The following is a 15,058-nucleotide window of genomic DNA, read 5'->3' on the forward strand; positions in this document are numbered from 1 at the left end:
ATCTGGGTCTTCTGAGTCAATCAATTTGTACCGCGAGGTTAAATACGCGGGTGGCGCGATAGATCATGAAAGCGCAGGTTGAGAACAGCGCAAATCCTTCGGAAGGATAAGGTGTAAGCAGGGGCAAGAAGCAGTTTGCAGAGATTTTTCCGGCGTGTCGGTCTTTGGCGCGCTAAATTCTGTGCGCCGCTCGGCGATGCCGGGCAATCACTGCAATGCAAGGGTTGGCTCTGTCCTATGCCCGTAGTTGACGCATGGCGGCAGGCAGGTCGTTCAGGCGGCCACCGTTACCCAAATCCAGCGCCGCAAACCAGACGGTTTTGGCGCGCAGTGCGGGCGTGCTTCTAGGGGTGCCGCCAATCGGCATGGCGCAGTCCCAAGCCGCCTCTGGCAGATCGCGCCATTCAACATTCAGGTGCACTTCGGTGTGGTGGAAAAGATGCCGCAAGGCGCGGGCGGGCAGGTTGGCGCCGAGCGCAATCTCTTTCGCGCTTGCCTCGAACCGAGGCTCCTCGGGCCAATGGCCGGTGCGCGCACCCGCCATCATTACGGCCAAGGCGCGGGCATCATAGCTTACCGTCGCGATGATCCGACGCCTGTCGCGGGTGTCCAGTTCGCTGTCTGACAGTTCGTTCAGTTTGCGGGCAAAATAGGCTGTACCGCGTCGCGCCAGAAGCAGATCGTCGGCAGGGGCGTTCGGCGCATCATAGCGTGCACCTGCCCCCTGCCGCGCTTTTAGTGCGGCAAGCGCATCGCTCATTCCTGCCCCTCAACAGCGGTCCGCATGAAATTCAGTTTTTCCATGATCGGAGCATCGGAAAAGCGGAACAGATCGAATTCCGTCTCGGCCTGCAGCGACCATGGAACCCACGAGGGGATCACGAACATATCGCCTTTTTCCAGATTGTGCGTCTGCCCGTTCAGCACCACCGCACCTGCGCCGTCAAAGACCTGAAACACGGTCGATCCGACCTCGCGGCGCGTCGGCGTTTCACAACCGGCCCGCAAGCGGTGAAATTCGCAGCGGATCGTCGGCATGACGTCGCCGCCAGTGGTCGGGTTCACGTATCGGATCGCGGCATGGCCTTGTTCCACGGTCGCCGGTTGTCCCTCGTCTTCAAGCAACAATTGTTGCGTCAATGCTTGATCAGTGAACTCCCAGCGATAGGCACCGATGGGCGAGGCAACGGTGTCCTGCAACTGCGACAGCGGGCGCAAACCGGGATGGCACCACAGCCGTTCCCCGCGAGAGAAATTCGGCGTGGCATAATCCGTTACGCGGTCGCTGCCGAATTCGAAAAAGCCAACGTCGTTGTGCTGGCTGAACGGTATGTCGAGCCCGTCGATCCACGCCATCGGCTTGTCCGTGTCGTTGTGGTGGCCGTGAAAGCACCAGCCCGGGGTCAACAGAAGATCGCCCCGCGACATCCGCACAGGATCACCGTTTACCACGGTCCAGACACCTTCACCCTCGACCACGAAACGAAAGGCGTTTTGCGAATGGCGATGCTCGGGAGCGGTCTCGCGCGGGCCAAGATACTGAATCGCGGCCCACAACGTCGGCGACACATAGGCTTTGCCGCCCAGACCCGGGTTTGCCAGGCCGATGGCCCGCCGCTCGCCTCCGCGACCTACCGGAACCAGATCGCCAGAGCGTTCAGCCAAAGGAAGCAGCGTGGACCATTTCCAGATATGGGCCACGGCCTTGGGCTTGGGGTGCATGGGCATCAGATCGCCGGTCTGTGTCCAGAGTGGGTTCAGATGGTTGTCCTTGAACCCCTGATAAAGCGCCCGCAGCTCTGGGCTGTCATCCGGCGTCATCGCATGTTCCACGCTGTCGTGATCAAGGTCTTCGTTCATTTCATCCTCCTCCGAGCCTCATTTTCACCTAAGACTGAGCCTATTCGGCGTCTGGCTGGTTGGGCGGCGCGGCCCGTACAAAGGCCTCGTGCTTGTCCAGCGCGGCAAAGATGCGCGCGATGGTTGGCCAGGTCTGCAGGTCGATGCCAAACCGCTTGTTGTTCCAGACCTGCGCGTAAAGGCACAGATCCGCAAAACCCGGTGTATCGCCATGGCAGTAAAGACCTGTCGCGGGCGATCCGGCCAGAGTGGATTCCAAGGCATCGAAAGTTTCGCTGACCCAATGGGTGAACCACGCTTTCTGCGCTTCGGCATCAGCGCCGAATTCCTTGCCGATGTATTGCAAGACCCGCAGATTGTTCAGCGGATGAATTTCGCAGGCGATCATATAGCCCAAGGCCCGCACCCGTGCCCGTTCCTCATGCGAGGCGGGCAGTAGCGGCGGTTCCGGATATGCCTCGTCCAGCCATTCGATGATGGCCAGAGATTGCGGTATCATCGCGCCGCTTTCAAGCTCGAGCACCGGCACCAGACCGGCGGGGTTCTTGGCCAGAAACTCGGGGGTTTTGTGTGCCTTGTCCTTCAGCGCATAGGCGACATAGTCATAGTCCAACCCCTTCAGGTTCAACGCCGCGCGCAGCCGGGTCGAGGTCGAGGACCGAAAGTAGTTGTGCAGGATCAGGGTCATGCCGGATCGCCTATCGTCACCGTCGCGTCGCCCAGCCCTTCGACCGATGCGGTGCAGACGTCACCGAGCACCAGTTTGCCGACGCCCGCCGGGGTACCCGACATGATCAGATCGCCGGGTTTCAGCTCAACCGAGCGGGACAGGATCGAGATCACCTCGGGGATGGTCCAGATCAGCTCCTCAAGGTCGGCGTCCTGTTTGACTTCACCGTTCACCGTCAGTTTGATCGATCCGGTTGCAGGGTGCCCGACCTCGGAAACCGGATGCAAAGGCCCGATCACCGCCGAGCGGTCAAAGGCTTTGCCCCAATCCCATGGGCGGCCCATGTCCTTGGCCACCTGCTGCAGATCGCGGCGTGTCAGATCGTTGCCGGTTCCGTAGCCCCAGACGTGGGACAGTGCGTCCGCCTCCGAGATGTTTGACCCGCCAGTGCCGATGGCGACGATCATTTCAGCTTCGTAGTGAAAATTCTGGGTTTCGGGCGGATAGGGAATTGTCTGCCCATGGTCGACTACGGCATCGGCGGGTTTGGTGAAGAAGAACGGCGCCTCGCGATCAGGGTCCTTGCCCATTTCGCGCGCATGGGCGGCATAGTTTCGCCCGACGCAAAAGATGCGGCGGACGGGAAAGCGGTCTTCGCTGCCTGCAATGGCCACCGAGGGTGTGGGGGCCGGTTCAAATACAAAACCCATGGTCTGTCCTTTGTTCTGTTCGCAAAATTTCTATTTTTGATGCCATTCAAACCGTACAGCCTGTTCAGCTGATTGTACCAGCCCTCTGGGTGCATCCGACAGATTGCAGCCAATCCGACAAAACCGCCGCCAGTAACCAGGTTGGGAAGGTCCGACATGACGCCTCCTCTCGTCTGTCCGGCAATATAGATCGCATACTTACGATTAGCGGGCATACTATCGTTTCGCCAAGAGTTTTTGTAAGATCGGCTCAAACGCTTGAATGCAAAGGGGGCGGTGCGGTGTCAGAAAGCGAAAAGGCATTGGGGATCCACGCAATGGCGGGTCATCTGATTCGCCGCTTGCACCAGATTTCCACCCAAACGTTTCAGGCGCGGGCAAAGGCGTCCGGGGTGGACATGACCCCGGTGCAATACGCTGCGCTTGAGGCGATCGAGGTCAATCCCGGTGTCGATCAGGCGACCGTGGCGGCGCTGATTGCCTATGACCGGGCGACTATCGGCGGAGTGATTGACCGGCTTGAGGCCAAAGGCCTGATCCAGCGCAGGGTCAGCGAAACGGACCGCCGCGCGCGGGTTCTGACGCTGACCGAAGATGGCGCGCGGCAATTGCAGGTCTTCAGGCCAATCGTTGCAGAGCTGCAGACCACGATTCTGCAGGGACTCAACAAAAGCGAGCGTGAAATGTTTCTCACGCTCGCTCAAAAGGCAGCCTACGGGAAGGAAACCTAGGTCAGGCTGCGGCCCGGCGCATCCGACGCTTGTTGGTCCAATACCAGATGCGATAGGTCTCCAGCGCAATCAGTGGCGAGAATTGGATCAATGCGCCCAAGGGATGCCCCCAATTGTGCAGCGAAGCCCAGTGCAGAAGCGTCAGAACCGCTGCACCATAGGTCCAGCGCTGCAGGGTCTTCCAACGCGGCCCCATGATCCGAACGAAGTAATCCATCGAGGTCACGGCCAGCGGCACAAAGATCGCGAAGGCGACCCACCCGGTCCAGATGTAAAAGCGATCGATCTCGCCGATGACGCTGTCCAGCGATCCTTTGTCCATAACGTAGAAAAGCGTGTGCAGCGCCGCATACCCGAATGCCGCGACTCCGAAGTACCGTCGGTTCTTTTTCAGCCACTGCGGTCCGCGCCACCCTTTGAATAGCATCATAAGAGGCGTGGCCATCATCGTGATGATCAATAGCCGCGCGGCCCACTCGCCGGTGGGGTGTACCAGAATATGAATGATCCGCGCATTGTCCGCAGTCATCGCCTCGTAAGACCAAAGTGCGGGTGGCAGGGCCAATACCGCCCAAAGCAAGTAGGGGTTGAATCGAGACATTGAAAACCTGTCCTTTTTAACAGTCGACAAAGGTCTTACGACGCCGCGTAAAAAATCCGTCGCGCCCTTCTGAAATTTTTTCTGCGTGTGCGAAGTGCTTGCGTCGAAGGGGGTGCTATGGCTACTCCGGTACGAACATTCTCAGGAGCGACCCTTGGTCTTTGCCCGTCTTTTCCCGGTTTTGGCGTTTTGTCTGGCGCTCGTGCCTCTGCCGCTATGCGCAGGGCAGGTGACGGTCTTTGCCGCCTCAAGCCTCAAGACCGCACTGGATCAGATTGCCCCGGGGTTTGAGGCCGCAACAGGCCATGATCTGGCAGCGTCTTTGGCAGGGTCTTCCGTTCTGGCGCGGCAAATCGAATACGGCGCGCCCGCTGATGTCTTTATCTCGGCCAACCCCGACTGGATGGATGTGCTGGACGGGCAGGGGCTGATCCTGCCGGAAACGCGCGTTGATCTGCTTGGCAACCGGTTGGTCGTGATCGCGCCGGCCGGCCGCGCCGCTGATCTGCCGGATCTGAGCGTGATGACCGATAGCAACATTGCCATGGCCTTGGTCGATGCAGTGCCTGCGGGCATCTATGGCAAGGCGGCGTTGATTTCGTTGGGGTTGTGGCCGGTGTTCAAGGACCATGTGGTTCAAACCGACAATGTGCGCGCCGCGCTGGCCTTGGTCGCGCTGGACGAGGTTCCCCTTGGTATTGTCTACGCCACGGATGCAAAGGCCGAACCGCGTGTCGAAGTGGTGCAAGAAATCCCCGAGACAGCCCATCCCCCCATCCGCTACCCTGCCGCACGCCTGACCGACACCAAAGCCGCCCGCGCCTTTATCGACTACCTGCAAGGCCCGGAGGCCGCGCAGGTCTTTCAGGATCAGGGCTTTACCATCTTGCATGAGCCCAAGAGATGAGCTGGCTTGGCCCTGATGAGTGGCAGGCGGTTGCGCTGTCACTTCGCGTGGCGTTCTGGGCGGTTCTGGTGTCGCTGCCGATCGGCCTGTTCACCGCTTACGCCTTGGCGCGCTGGCAGTTTCCGGGCAAGCAGATCGTCAACGGGTTGGTGCATTTGCCGCTGATCCTGCCGCCGGTCGTGACTGGCTATTTGTTGCTACTGACCTTTGGCACCCGAGCGCCGTTGGGCGCTGCGCTTCAGGACATCGGCATCGTCTTTGCCTTTCGCTGGACAGGCGCCGCGTTGGCCGCGGCCGTCATGGCATTTCCCCTGATGGTGCGCGCAATGCGCCTGTCCATCGAGGCGGTTGACCCCAAGCTGGAACAGGCCGCGGCCACGCTTGGCGCGTCTCGGGTTTGGGTGTTTCTCACCGTTACCCTGCCGCTGACGTTGCCAGGGATCATCGCGGGCGCGATCCTTGCTTTTGCGAAAGCCATGGGGGAATTCGGCGCAACGATCACCTTTGTTTCGAACATACCCGGACAGACACAGACCCTGCCCTCGGCGGTTTATGCGTTTTTGCAGGTGCCGGGGGGTGAAAGTTCGGCCATGCGGCTAGTTATCGTATCTGTCGTGATCGCCATGGGCGCGCTTTTGCTGTCAGAATGGCTGTCGCGCCGCGCCGCACGGCGGGTGGGCGGCGCATGACTCTGTCGGTTTGCCTCAAGCATCGATTCGCCGGTTTGGCGCTGGACGTGGATTTTCAAGCGCCTTCGGGGCTGACGGTGTTGTTCGGGCGCTCGGGGTCGGGGAAGACCACCATCGTGAACGCCGTCGCCGGACTGCTCAAGCCCGATGCTGGGCGGATTGCGGTAGAGGACCGCGTGCTGTTGGACACGCAGGCCGGGATCTGCCTTGCGCCCAACCAACGGCGGCTTGGCTATATCTTTCAGGAGGGGCGCCTGTTCCCGCATTTGACCGTGCGGCAGAACCTTGGCTACGGGCGCTGGTTTTCCCGTGCCCGGGGCGGAGCGGAGCCCGAACACGTAATCGAGATGCTTGGGTTGGGTGATCTGCTGGACCGTCGCCCCGGCGCGCTGTCCGGAGGTGAAAAGCAGCGCGTGGCCATCGGACGGGCGCTATTGGCCAACCCCGAGCTGATCCTCGCCGACGAACCGCTTGCGGCGCTGGACGAGGCTCGGAAAGCCGAGATCCTGCCCTATTTCGAACGACTCCGGGATGAGGCCGTGGTGCCGATCCTCTACGTCAGCCACGCCCCGGGCGAGGTTGCTCGGCTTGCCACCTCAGTTGTCGCCTTGCAGGACGGACGCGTTGCCCGTCAGGGGCCGGCGACGGAAGTCTTGGGCGATGCCTCGATCCTTCCGGCAGGTGTGCGCGGCGCGGGTGCGGTTCTCGAAGCGACCGTCGTGGCGCATCATGATGACGGGCTGAGCGAGTTGGACGCAGGGGGGCAGCGGCTGCATTTGCCGCGTGTGTCCAAATCTGTCGGCACGATCCTTCGCGTGCGCATCCCCGCGCAAGAGGTGATCCTGGCCCGCCAGCGCCCCGAAGGCTTGTCGGCGCTGAACATCATTCCCGGCCGGGTCGAGGCGATCCGCGAAGGCGGTGGGCCGGGGGCGATTGTCTCGCTCGCGACACCTGCGGGTACAATCTTAGCGCGCATAACCCGTCGCTCGGCACAAAGGCTTGGCCTTGCCGAAGGGGTGGAGTGCTTTGCCGTGCTAAAAACCGTTGCCATCGCGCCGCAAGATGTCGGCGGGGCTTGATACACTCAGCGCTGCCGCTAGTTCCTGCGCATGAAACGGGCGTTGATCATTGGCAGCAGTGGCGGCATCGGATCGGCGATGCAGGCCGTCTTGCAAGCGCGCGACGTCGATGTCATCGGACTGTCGCGCTCGGGTGATGGCTTGGACGTGACAAGCGAAGCCTCGGTCAAAGCGCATTTGCGTGCACTGGACGGGGCATTTGATCTGATCTTTGTCGCGACGGGCGCGCTCGAAATTTCGGGCGCTCAGCCGGAAAAATCGCTCAACACCCTGAATTGGCAGGCACTGATGGATCAATATGCGTTGAATGCCATCGGCCCGATGCTGGTCTTGAAACATGCAGTTCGGTTGTTGCCAAAAGATTGTCCGGCGGTTTTTGCAGCGCTGTCCGCCCGCGTCGGGAGTATTGGCGACAATCGTCTGGGCGGATGGTACGGCTACCGTGCCTCGAAGGCGGCGTTGAACCAGTTGATACACGGCGCGGCGATTGAACTGGCGCGCAGTCATCGGGAGTTGGCCTGTGTGTGCATGCATCCCGGAACGGTGGCGACAGACTTCACCGCCAAATACCTTGGTCGCCACCCAGCTGTGACGCGTGACCATGCGGCCGAGCGGCTTATCAAGGTGATTGAGGGTCTTGGCGCCGCCGACACCGGCAGGTTTATCGACTACGCTGGGCAAGACATTCCATGGTGAGGCGGTTTTCGGTCAAGTAACGCCATGGGCCATCAGTAGTGCGTTCAGGCGTTCGATAAACCGGGCCTCGGACAGTTCGGTCTCGGCAGTTTGTCTGGCGGCTTGGGACATGCGCTGACGCATTGCATCATCCGTCGCCAGCTTGCGCAGGGCGTTCGTGGCGCTGTCCGGGCGGGTCATGTCGATGACAAAGCCGTTCTGACCATCGGTCAGATAGCCCGCAGAGCCGCAGTCTGACGAAATCACCGGAACCGACCCATAGGCCATGGCTTCGATTGGCGAGGTGCCAAGCGGCTCTGCAAAGCTGGGCAGGATGCTGACATCGGCTGAGGCATGGATGTTTCCCATCTGGGGAAAGGGCACGTTCGGGTGCATGGTGATCCAATCGCGCGTGCTCAGGTCTGCCATCAATTGGGCCTGTTCGTACTGCCCGGGTTTATGTTCTTTGGGAGCCGTTCCGATCAGCGTCAGGTGATAAAGGGACTGAAGACCCGCAGCCTCCATCGCCTTGATCAACAGCGGCTGATTCTTGCGCGGCAACCCAAGCTTTCCGACGCAGACCAAGTGCAGCTTGCCCTTTGGCTTGGGCATCGGGTCCGGGCTGGGCAGGGCGGCCACGGGCCACGGCAGGTACATGGCCCATGGATCGTGCCCCACCTGTGGGGGCAAACCTGCCACCGGGGTTACACGGCGGCGCGGCAGGCCTTTCCAAAGCAGTTCGGCCTGCCTCAGGACAGAGGTGTTCTGGATTACTGGCAATTGGTTGTAGAGGAGCGCCGGAACACCTCGCCGCCGCGCTGCGCGGGCCGCGCGTCGTGACAGTGACCAAGCGTTACGGACAAAGACGAAGTCCGGTTTGAAGCTGTCAAAGGCGTCTTCGACAACTGCCATGGTTGGATATTTCCCGAGGGCTTGCGGCGTCAAAAGACTGTGATCTTCGCTGGGCGCGCAATGGTTGACAAGAAGGCAGACCTTGTGCCCCGCCGATTGCATGGCGCGTACGGCGAACCACAGGTTCGTGTGAAACCGCGGTATCGCAAAAAGGATATTAGCCATCAGTTTCCAGAGGCTGCGCCGTCGGTCCCTTGTTCTGCCGGATCGGCTGCCGCAGGCGTTGCGTCGTCACCTTCCTTGCGGGAAAGCGCGCCGTTGATCCATTCGCCGGTGGCCTGTTCGCCACTGGCATAGCGCATGGTGCCGGTGCCTTGCCGTTTGCCGTTGGTGAAAGTGCCTTCGTAGACATCGCCGTTGGCATAGGTTGCAACGCCTTGGCCGGAAATCTCGCCCTTGTTCCATTCGCCTTCGTAGCGAAAGCCGTTGGCCATCACGATGATGCCCTGACCATGGCGCTGACCGTCGCGGAACTGGCCCTCATAGACGGTGCCATCCGGATACGTGGCTTTGCCCGCACCGTGGCGCTGGCCGTTCTGCCAATCGCCTTCATAGCGATAACCGTCCGGATAGGTCATGATGCCAAAGCCCGAGTTCTTGGCGTTCTTGAAGCTGCCTTGGTAGATCAGCCCATTGGCATAGGTCGCGACGCCTTCGCCTTCGATCACGCCATCGACCCAGTCGCCTTCATAGGTCGAACCGTCCGGATAGGTGATCTTGCCCTTACCGTTGGCCAGATCGCCCTGAAACTGACCCTCATAGATCGACCCATCGGGATAAGTGACCTTTCCCTGTCCTTCGATCTGTCCGGTGACCCAATTGCCGGTATAGCGATAGCCGTCTTTGCCGATGAAGGTGCCGATTCCGTGGCGTTGATCGTTGTTGAACTCGCCCTCGTAGATGTCACCGTTGACGTAGGTCACCTTGCCCTGTCCTTCGCGGCGACCATCCACCAGCGCCCCTTGGTAGATATCGCCGTTCGGCTGGGTCAGCTTGCCTTGGCCGTCGATCTGGCCGTCGCGCCATGTGCCTTCGTAGATCAGGCCATCAGTCATGGTCAGCTTGCCGGTGCCTTCGCGTTCGCCGTCGGCAACCCGGCCTTCGTAGACCGAGCCGTCGGGGTAGGTGATCTTGGCCGCGCCCTCTTTGACGCCATTCACCCAGTCGCCCTCGTAGAGATAGCCATTGGGAGAGGTCATCACGCCCTTGCCGTGGTGCAGCGCATTGCGGAAAGCGCCTTCATAGCGCACGCCATTGGCATAGACTGCGACACCCTGACCGGTGATCTTGCCGTCCAGCCATGAGCCTTCATAGGTGCCGCCATCGGCAAAGACGATTTTGCCCATGCCCTCGGGTTTGCCCTTGACGAACTGGCCCTCATAGACCGACCCGTTGGGAAAGCGCGCAACACCCTCGCCCTTGATTTCGCCCTCGACCCAGTCGCCGGTGAACTCATAGCCATTGGGCAGCCGGTACGTGCCAGTGCCGTGCTGCAGTCCGTTCAGAAAGGTGCCTTCGTAGACCCCGCCATCATCGTATTGCTTGGTCAAGACCTCGCCGTTGTCCTGCGCCAAGGCCATAAAGCCGATGGTCGCTGCGAGGGTAAAGGTGATGCCTGCCAGCTTCATGCGCGTATTGCCCCAGTTGGTGCGAAAGGTCTCGTTTGCGTGCCCGGAACGTAAAGGAGCCGATGGGGCGGGGCAATCTCTTTTGGCCGGGTGCACTTCCCCCTGAGCGTGCATCTGCTATTTGGGCGGTATCAAGATCGAAAAGGACGGGTCATGGGTGATCATTTCCGCCTGACACTGGCACAGCTGAACCCCACCGTCGGGGACATCAAGGGCAACATCGCCAAGGCGCGCTCGGCCTGGGAAGAGGGTCGCAAGGCAGGCGCCGATCTGGTGGCTTTGCCGGAAATGTTCGCGGTGGGATATCAGACGCAGGATCTGATTCAAAAACCGGCTTTCGTACGCGACGCAGTAAACCAGATCGAGGCTTTGGCTGCAGACTGCGCCGATGGCCCGGCGCTGGGCATTGGCGGGCCGTGCCCCGGTGAGGATGGCAAGCTGCACAACAGCTATTACATCCTTCAGGGTGGTAAAGTCGCGGCGATCACGCACAAGTTCTTTCTCCCCAACTTCAACGTCTTTGACGAGGTGCGCCTGTTCTCGCGCGATCGAATGATGGGGCCGATCGCGGTGAATGGCGTGCGACTTGGCATCCCGATCTGCGAGGACGCCTGGTATCCGGATGTCTGCGAAGCGATGGCCGAAAGCGGCGCCGAGATATTTGTTGTCCCGAATGGCTCGCCCTATTTCCGCAACAAGTTCGAAACACGCCTGAATCATATGGTTGCGCGCGTGGTCGAGACTGGCTTGCCTCTGGCTTATCTGAACATGGTGGGCGGGCAGGACGATCAGGTGTTCGACGGAGGGTCGTTCGTTCTGAACCCGCACGGGCGCCCGGCGGTGCAGCTGCCCACCTGCGATGAAGACATCACCCATGTGGATTTCGAACGCACGCCCGAAGGCTGGCGCGCGCTGGACGGTGAGTTTGTTACCCACCCTGATGACTGGGAAATGGATTACCGCGTGATGGTGGAATCGCTGCGCGACTACTGCCGCAAGACCGGCTTTGGCAAGGTTTTGCTGGGCATGTCCGGCGGCATCGACTCGGCGCTTGTGGCGACAATCGCGGTGGATGCGCTGGGGGCCGAAAATGTGCGCTGTGTGATGCTGCCCTCTGAATATACCTCAAAGGCCTCACTTGAAGATGCCGAAGCCTGCGCCAAGGCGCTGGGCTGCCGGTATGACTATGTCCCGATTGCCGAGGGCCGGGCGGCCATCACGGCCACTTTGGCGCCGCTATTTCAAGGCACAAAACCGGACATCGCCGAGGAAAACATCCAGTCCCGCCTGCGTGGTCTGCTGTTGATGGCGCTGTCGAACAAGTTCGGCGAGATGTTGCTGACCACCGGCAACAAGTCCGAGGTGGCAGTGGGTTATGCGACGATCTACGGCGACATGTCGGGCGGCTATAACCCGATCAAGGATCTTTATAAGACCCGCGTGTTCGAAACCTGCCGCTGGCGCAACGCCAACCACCGGGTCTGGATGAACGGCCCCGAAAGCGCCGTGATCCCCGAGCGGATCATCACGAAACCGCCTTCGGCGGAGTTGCGCGAGGATCAAAAGGACAGCGACAGCCTGCCCGATTACCCGGTGCTGGACGGCATTCTGGACATGCTGGTGGATCAAGAGGCCTCGGTCTCTGATTGTATTGCGGCGGGCTATACCCGCGAAGATGTCAAACGGGTCGAACATCTGCTCTACATCAGCGAATACAAGCGCTTTCAGTCCGCGCCCGGGGCGCGCCTGACGCTCAAGGCGTTCTGGCTGGACCGCCGCTATCCAATTGTGAACCGCTGGCGCGACGAGCGGTGAACACCGTGCAGCGGGTGTGAAATGCGGTTGGTCCGATCACGCAATAGTTGCCTTGTTGAAGGGCAGCCCGGTCGCTAGGCTTTCCAGTGGGCGCTACTACAGAGAAACTTGAGAGGACTGACCGAATGGCTTGGACGAAAAGCATGAGTCTTGCCGCGATGGCGCTTTGTGTGTTCACGGTCGGGGCCTCGGCCCAGATGATGCATGGCATGCCTGGACACCAACACGGCGCTGACGGCACGGGCCACGACGAGGTGAACATGCCCGGCCTTCAGGGGTTGGACGCCACGCCTCAGGAAAGCGCCGAACTGGCCTTCATGTTCCGCAACTTTCCGTTGATAGAACGGACAGTCGAAAACCTGCCCAACGGCATTCGCACCGTTACCTTTTCGAAAGACCCCGAGCTTATGGATGTGCTGGTCAGTCATGCGGTGGGGATGATTGACCGGGTCGGACAAAAGCGCGATCCGCAGGTCTTTATTCAAAGCCCGACGCTGGACATCTTCTTTGCACGCGGCGAGGGCATCCAGTCCGAGGTCGAGGTCACGGACGAAGGGTTGGTGGTGATCCAGACTTCGACAGATCCGGAATTGGTCGAAGCGTTGCATGTCCATGCGGCCGAGGTCAGCGATATGGCCGAGCGCGGGATGCAGGCAGTGCACGAAATGATGATGAAGCGTGCCTCTCAGTAGTCCGGGGCGGCTACTCCCACCACCTGTCGATGCTCGCGATGTCATCATCCGACCAGCCAAAGTGGTGGGCGAATTCATGCACTGTCACGTGAGTGACCAGATCGCTTAGCTCCACATCGCCGCGCGCCCTCCACTCGGCAAGGATGGGCTTGCGAAACAGGGTAACCGTATCGGGGTAGGGTGACGGATAGGTGGCGGATTTATGTGTCATCGGAATGCCCGAATACAGCCCTGTCAGGTTCATCGGATTGTCGATCTGCATGTCGTGCAGCAAGGCCGCATCGGGCATGTCCTGAACGCGCAGCACAACGTCTTGAGCGCCGGCCCGAAAAGGTTCGGGGAGAGCGTCGACGGCGGCCTGGGCCATGTCCAGGAAAGCTTGGGTATCCGTATGTGTCATGGCAATGGATATGGGTGGCCGGGGCCCGCTGTGGAAGGGTCAACCGAGCGGATAAGTGGCCAGCGCCTCGTAGATCGCGCCGGTTTCGTGCAGCGTGGATTGGTACAGTCCAAAGCTGTGCACCGTGAAAGGCGCGATTTGCGCGGTCGACAAGGTGGCAAGGGCCGGGCCGGGATCGCCTTGGCCAGACATGCGGGCCAGCGTGACATGCGGGCGAAACCGGCGGCGTTCGATCTGCACGCCAGCGCCGCGCAGTCGGGCGCGGATGCGATCGTGCAGCTCGTGCAAGGGCGCTTCTCCCTCGGCTTCAAGGGCCAGTGCCTGACCGCGGTGCCCGCCATAAACCGCCACGCCACCAAGACCCAAGGTCAGTTTCGGAGCGCGCAAGGTCTCCAGCCCTTCATGGATCGCCTCGGTTGCCGCTTCGGTCTGATCGCCGAGAAAGGCCATGGTCAGGTGCATATTCTCGTCCGGGACAGGGCGCAGGCCCGCAGGCAGCCGGGCCTGCAAGGCGGTCAGCTGGGTCCGGGTTTCAGTTGGCAGATCTAGAGCAATGAAAAGACGCATGATTCCAGTGCTGCCACAGCTGGTTGAGGCGTACCAGTGCAATGCTGTCACTTCTGTGTTTCGTGAAGAGCTGTTGCTAAAGCCGCGTCAGTTTAGTCATAGGCAAAAGCCGGTCATAGTCCTTTGGCAGGCCAAGTTGCGTGCCCTCGCTCAGGACTGCAGCCGAGGCGGCAGCGGCGCCTTGGCGCAAGGACTCTTGCGGCGGCAGGCCATCGGCCAATCCCATCACGAAGCCGCCGACAAAGCTGTCTCCGGCACCGATTGCGCTGACCACGCCTTCGTTCGCGGCGGTCACATGCCATTGCCCGTTCGGGGCAGCCATGACTGAGCCATCTGCACCGCGCGCGATGATCACGGTTTCCCCGGCGCCGCGTTGGCGCAGGGTTTCGGCAAAACCCGCGCTTTCATCGCGAGAGTCGAGCGGCAGACCAGAGAGAGCCTGCGCCTCGTGGCTGTCCATGCGCAGCACATGTGGCGCCGGTTTTGGGCCTGTGGCCTGAACTTCGAGATGGGCGCCAGAGGTATCGACCACCACGCGGCGTGCACCAAGATGCGCGCAGACCTGCGGGATAAAGCCGGGTTTGGCCCCCGGAGGCATACTGCCAGACAGGACGACATAAGCATCGGGGGCGGCCTGCGCGTCGATCTGATCCAGCATATGGTCCAGTTGGTCTGCGCTCCACGTCGGACCTGTCAGGACAAAGCGGTACTGTGCGCCGGTGGCCTCATCGGTGACCGCAAAACTGTGGCGCGTTTCGCCCGGCGCGTCGATGCGCAGCACCTCAAGCCCGCGGTCTCTGAGCAGCGAGTCCAAGGCGTCTCCGGTTGGGCCGCCCAAGGCGACCAGAGCGCGGGCCTTGCCGCCCAATTGCGTGATAGCGCGGGCCACGTTGACGCCGCCGCCGCCGGGTTCGGCGGTTTCGGGGCCGCAGCGCAGCTTGCGATTGGGCACAACACCGGGCGTCGATGTCGCCAGATCAAGCGCAGGATTCAGGGTGACTGTCAGAATCTCGGTCATGGAAACCTCTTGGTTTCCGTTATGATGGCAATTGGCCCGGCTGGGCGAAAGGCTAAACTGGACAAATCGCCTTGGCTGTGAAAACACCCGCGCTGATCAGGAGG

Annotated in this window: 17 protein-coding genes; 7 read left to right on the forward strand and 10 right to left on the reverse strand. The window is 60.9% G+C overall.

The genetic code is table 11. The annotated features are described in order from the left end of the window. Positions 1-235: 235 nt before the first annotated feature. From ACOYQJ_RS08635 to ACOYQJ_RS08650, 4 genes are read right to left on the reverse strand one after another with little or no spacing between them, the layout of a single operon-like run. Positions 236-760: a DinB family protein gene (locus tag ACOYQJ_RS08635; RefSeq protein ID WP_422905611.1), complete on the reverse strand. Its 525-nt coding sequence runs from the start codon at positions 758-760 to the stop codon at positions 236-238. Next, positions 757-1,860, reverse strand: coding sequence for a cupin domain-containing protein (locus tag ACOYQJ_RS08640; protein WP_422905612.1), 1,104 nt, complete (start codon positions 1,858-1,860; stop codon positions 757-759). The genes ACOYQJ_RS08635 and ACOYQJ_RS08640 overlap by 4 nt, the downstream gene beginning before the upstream one ends. A 40-nt stretch (positions 1,861-1,900) precedes the next feature. After that, the gene (gene maiA, locus ACOYQJ_RS08645; RefSeq protein ID WP_422905613.1) at positions 1,901-2,548 is read right to left on the reverse strand and encodes a maleylacetoacetate isomerase; all 648 of its coding nucleotides are present in this window, start codon (positions 2,546-2,548) and stop codon (positions 1,901-1,903) included. After that, positions 2,545-3,240, reverse strand: a complete 696-nt coding sequence (locus ACOYQJ_RS08650; protein WP_422905614.1) for a fumarylacetoacetate hydrolase family protein — start codon at positions 3,238-3,240, stop codon at positions 2,545-2,547. The genes maiA and ACOYQJ_RS08650 overlap by 4 nt, the downstream gene beginning before the upstream one ends. Before the next feature lie 317 nt (positions 3,241-3,557). Between ACOYQJ_RS08650 and ACOYQJ_RS08655 the strand changes: the two genes are divergently transcribed. Next, on the forward strand, positions 3,558-3,971 hold the full coding sequence (locus tag ACOYQJ_RS08655) for a MarR family winged helix-turn-helix transcriptional regulator (protein WP_422905615.1): 414 nt from the start codon (positions 3,558-3,560) through the stop codon (positions 3,969-3,971). A 1-nt stretch (position 3,972) separates the two neighbouring features. On the opposite strand, the gene ACOYQJ_RS08660 is transcribed toward ACOYQJ_RS08655, so the two are convergent. Further along, positions 3,973-4,572: a protein-methionine-sulfoxide reductase heme-binding subunit MsrQ gene (locus tag ACOYQJ_RS08660; protein ID WP_422905616.1), complete on the reverse strand. Its 600-nt coding sequence runs from the start codon at positions 4,570-4,572 to the stop codon at positions 3,973-3,975. A gap of 154 nt (positions 4,573-4,726) precedes the next feature. Here ACOYQJ_RS08660 and modA point away from each other — a divergent pair, with 154 nt between their 5' ends. Genes modA through ACOYQJ_RS08680 form a run of 4 tightly spaced genes read left to right on the forward strand, consistent with a single transcriptional unit; the run spans position 4,727 to position 7,943 of the window. Further along, a complete protein-coding gene (modA, locus tag ACOYQJ_RS08665; protein WP_422905617.1) occupies positions 4,727-5,479 on the forward strand; it encodes a molybdate ABC transporter substrate-binding protein in 753 nt (250 codons plus the stop codon). Next, complete coding sequence (modB, locus tag ACOYQJ_RS08670; RefSeq protein WP_422905618.1) at positions 5,476-6,168, forward strand: molybdate ABC transporter permease subunit; 693 nt, start codon at positions 5,476-5,478, stop codon at positions 6,166-6,168. Before modA ends, modB begins: the two co-directional genes overlap by 4 nt. Then, complete coding sequence (gene modC / locus ACOYQJ_RS08675; RefSeq protein WP_422905619.1) at positions 6,165-7,247, forward strand: molybdenum ABC transporter ATP-binding protein; 1,083 nt, start codon at positions 6,165-6,167, stop codon at positions 7,245-7,247. Before modB ends, modC begins: the two co-directional genes overlap by 4 nt. Positions 7,248-7,277: 30 nt before the next feature. After that, positions 7,278-7,943 (forward strand): SDR family NAD(P)-dependent oxidoreductase, encoded by a 666-nt coding sequence (locus ACOYQJ_RS08680; protein ID WP_422905620.1) that lies wholly within the window; start codon positions 7,278-7,280, stop codon positions 7,941-7,943. A gap of 12 nt (positions 7,944-7,955) precedes the next feature. On the opposite strand, the gene ACOYQJ_RS08685 is transcribed toward ACOYQJ_RS08680, so the two are convergent. Beyond that, the gene (locus tag ACOYQJ_RS08685; RefSeq protein ID WP_422905621.1) at positions 7,956-8,834 is read right to left on the reverse strand and encodes a glycosyltransferase family 4 protein; all 879 of its coding nucleotides are present in this window, start codon (positions 8,832-8,834) and stop codon (positions 7,956-7,958) included. Between the two features lie 164 nt (positions 8,835-8,998). Next, a complete protein-coding gene (locus tag ACOYQJ_RS08690) occupies positions 8,999-10,462 on the reverse strand; it encodes an MORN repeat-containing protein (protein ID WP_422905622.1) in 1,464 nt (487 codons plus the stop codon). A 153-nt stretch (positions 10,463-10,615) separates the two neighbouring features. Here ACOYQJ_RS08690 and ACOYQJ_RS08695 point away from each other — a divergent pair, with 153 nt between their 5' ends. Together ACOYQJ_RS08695 and ACOYQJ_RS08700 are read left to right on the forward strand one after the other, a co-directional pair. Further along, positions 10,616-12,277, forward strand: coding sequence for an NAD+ synthase (locus ACOYQJ_RS08695; RefSeq protein WP_422905623.1), 1,662 nt, complete (start codon positions 10,616-10,618; stop codon positions 12,275-12,277). 125 nt (positions 12,278-12,402) lie between these two features. Continuing rightward, positions 12,403-12,969 carry a hypothetical protein gene (locus ACOYQJ_RS08700; protein ID WP_422905624.1) on the forward strand — a complete coding sequence of 189 codons (567 nt, stop codon included), beginning with the start codon at positions 12,403-12,405 and terminating at the stop codon, positions 12,967-12,969. 10 nt (positions 12,970-12,979) lie between these two features. On the opposite strand, the gene ACOYQJ_RS08705 is transcribed toward ACOYQJ_RS08700, so the two are convergent. The 3 genes from ACOYQJ_RS08705 to ACOYQJ_RS08715 form a co-directional block, all read right to left on the reverse strand. Beyond that, entirely contained in the window at positions 12,980-13,369 is a 390-nt protein-coding gene (locus ACOYQJ_RS08705) for a metallopeptidase family protein (RefSeq protein ID WP_422905625.1), read from the reverse strand. Between the two features lie 39 nt (positions 13,370-13,408). Continuing rightward, entirely contained in the window at positions 13,409-13,936 is a 528-nt protein-coding gene (thpR, locus tag ACOYQJ_RS08710) for an RNA 2',3'-cyclic phosphodiesterase (protein WP_422905626.1), read from the reverse strand. Positions 13,937-14,012: 76 nt separating this feature from the next. Further along, positions 14,013-14,954 carry a 1-phosphofructokinase family hexose kinase gene (locus ACOYQJ_RS08715; RefSeq protein WP_422905627.1) on the reverse strand — a complete coding sequence of 314 codons (942 nt, stop codon included), beginning with the start codon at positions 14,952-14,954 and terminating at the stop codon, positions 14,013-14,015. Positions 14,955-15,058 lie beyond the last annotated feature (104 nt).

Source organism: Pacificoceanicola algae (genome assembly GCF_049341065.1).
In the GTDB taxonomy this organism is placed as follows: domain Bacteria; phylum Pseudomonadota; class Alphaproteobacteria; order Rhodobacterales; family Rhodobacteraceae; genus Pacificoceanicola.

Bases quoted from the DNA above. Each gene is read 5' to 3' on its own strand.
- ACOYQJ_RS08635 (WP_422905611.1), bottom strand. From the start codon at position 760: ATGAGCGATGCGCTTGCCGCACTAAAAGCGCGGCAGGGGGCAGGTGCA.
- ACOYQJ_RS08640 (WP_422905612.1), bottom strand. From the start codon at position 1,860: ATGAACGAAGACCTTGATCACGACAGCGTGGAACATGCGATGACGCCG.
- maiA (WP_422905613.1), bottom strand. From the start codon at position 2,548: ATGACCCTGATCCTGCACAACTACTTTCGGTCCTCGACCTCGACCCGG.
- ACOYQJ_RS08650 (WP_422905614.1), bottom strand. From the start codon at position 3,240: ATGGGTTTTGTATTTGAACCGGCCCCCACACCCTCGGTGGCCATTGCA.
- ACOYQJ_RS08655 (WP_422905615.1), top strand. From the start codon at position 3,558: ATGGCGGGTCATCTGATTCGCCGCTTGCACCAGATTTCCACCCAAACG.
- ACOYQJ_RS08660 (WP_422905616.1), bottom strand. From the start codon at position 4,572: ATGTCTCGATTCAACCCCTACTTGCTTTGGGCGGTATTGGCCCTGCCA.
- modB (WP_422905618.1), top strand. From the start codon at position 5,476: ATGAGCTGGCTTGGCCCTGATGAGTGGCAGGCGGTTGCGCTGTCACTT.
- modC (WP_422905619.1), top strand. From the start codon at position 6,165: ATGACTCTGTCGGTTTGCCTCAAGCATCGATTCGCCGGTTTGGCGCTG.
- ACOYQJ_RS08680 (WP_422905620.1), top strand. From the start codon at position 7,278: ATGAAACGGGCGTTGATCATTGGCAGCAGTGGCGGCATCGGATCGGCG.
- ACOYQJ_RS08685 (WP_422905621.1), bottom strand. From the start codon at position 8,834: ATGGCAGTTGTCGAAGACGCCTTTGACAGCTTCAAACCGGACTTCGTC.
- ACOYQJ_RS08690 (WP_422905622.1), bottom strand. From the start codon at position 10,462: ATGAAGCTGGCAGGCATCACCTTTACCCTCGCAGCGACCATCGGCTTT.
- ACOYQJ_RS08695 (WP_422905623.1), top strand. From the start codon at position 10,616: ATGGGTGATCATTTCCGCCTGACACTGGCACAGCTGAACCCCACCGTC.
- ACOYQJ_RS08700 (WP_422905624.1), top strand. From the start codon at position 12,403: ATGGCTTGGACGAAAAGCATGAGTCTTGCCGCGATGGCGCTTTGTGTG.
- ACOYQJ_RS08705 (WP_422905625.1), bottom strand. From the start codon at position 13,369: ATGACACATACGGATACCCAAGCTTTCCTGGACATGGCCCAGGCCGCC.
- thpR (WP_422905626.1), bottom strand. From the start codon at position 13,936: ATGCGTCTTTTCATTGCTCTAGATCTGCCAACTGAAACCCGGACCCAG.
- ACOYQJ_RS08715 (WP_422905627.1), bottom strand. From the start codon at position 14,954: ATGACCGAGATTCTGACAGTCACCCTGAATCCTGCGCTTGATCTGGCG.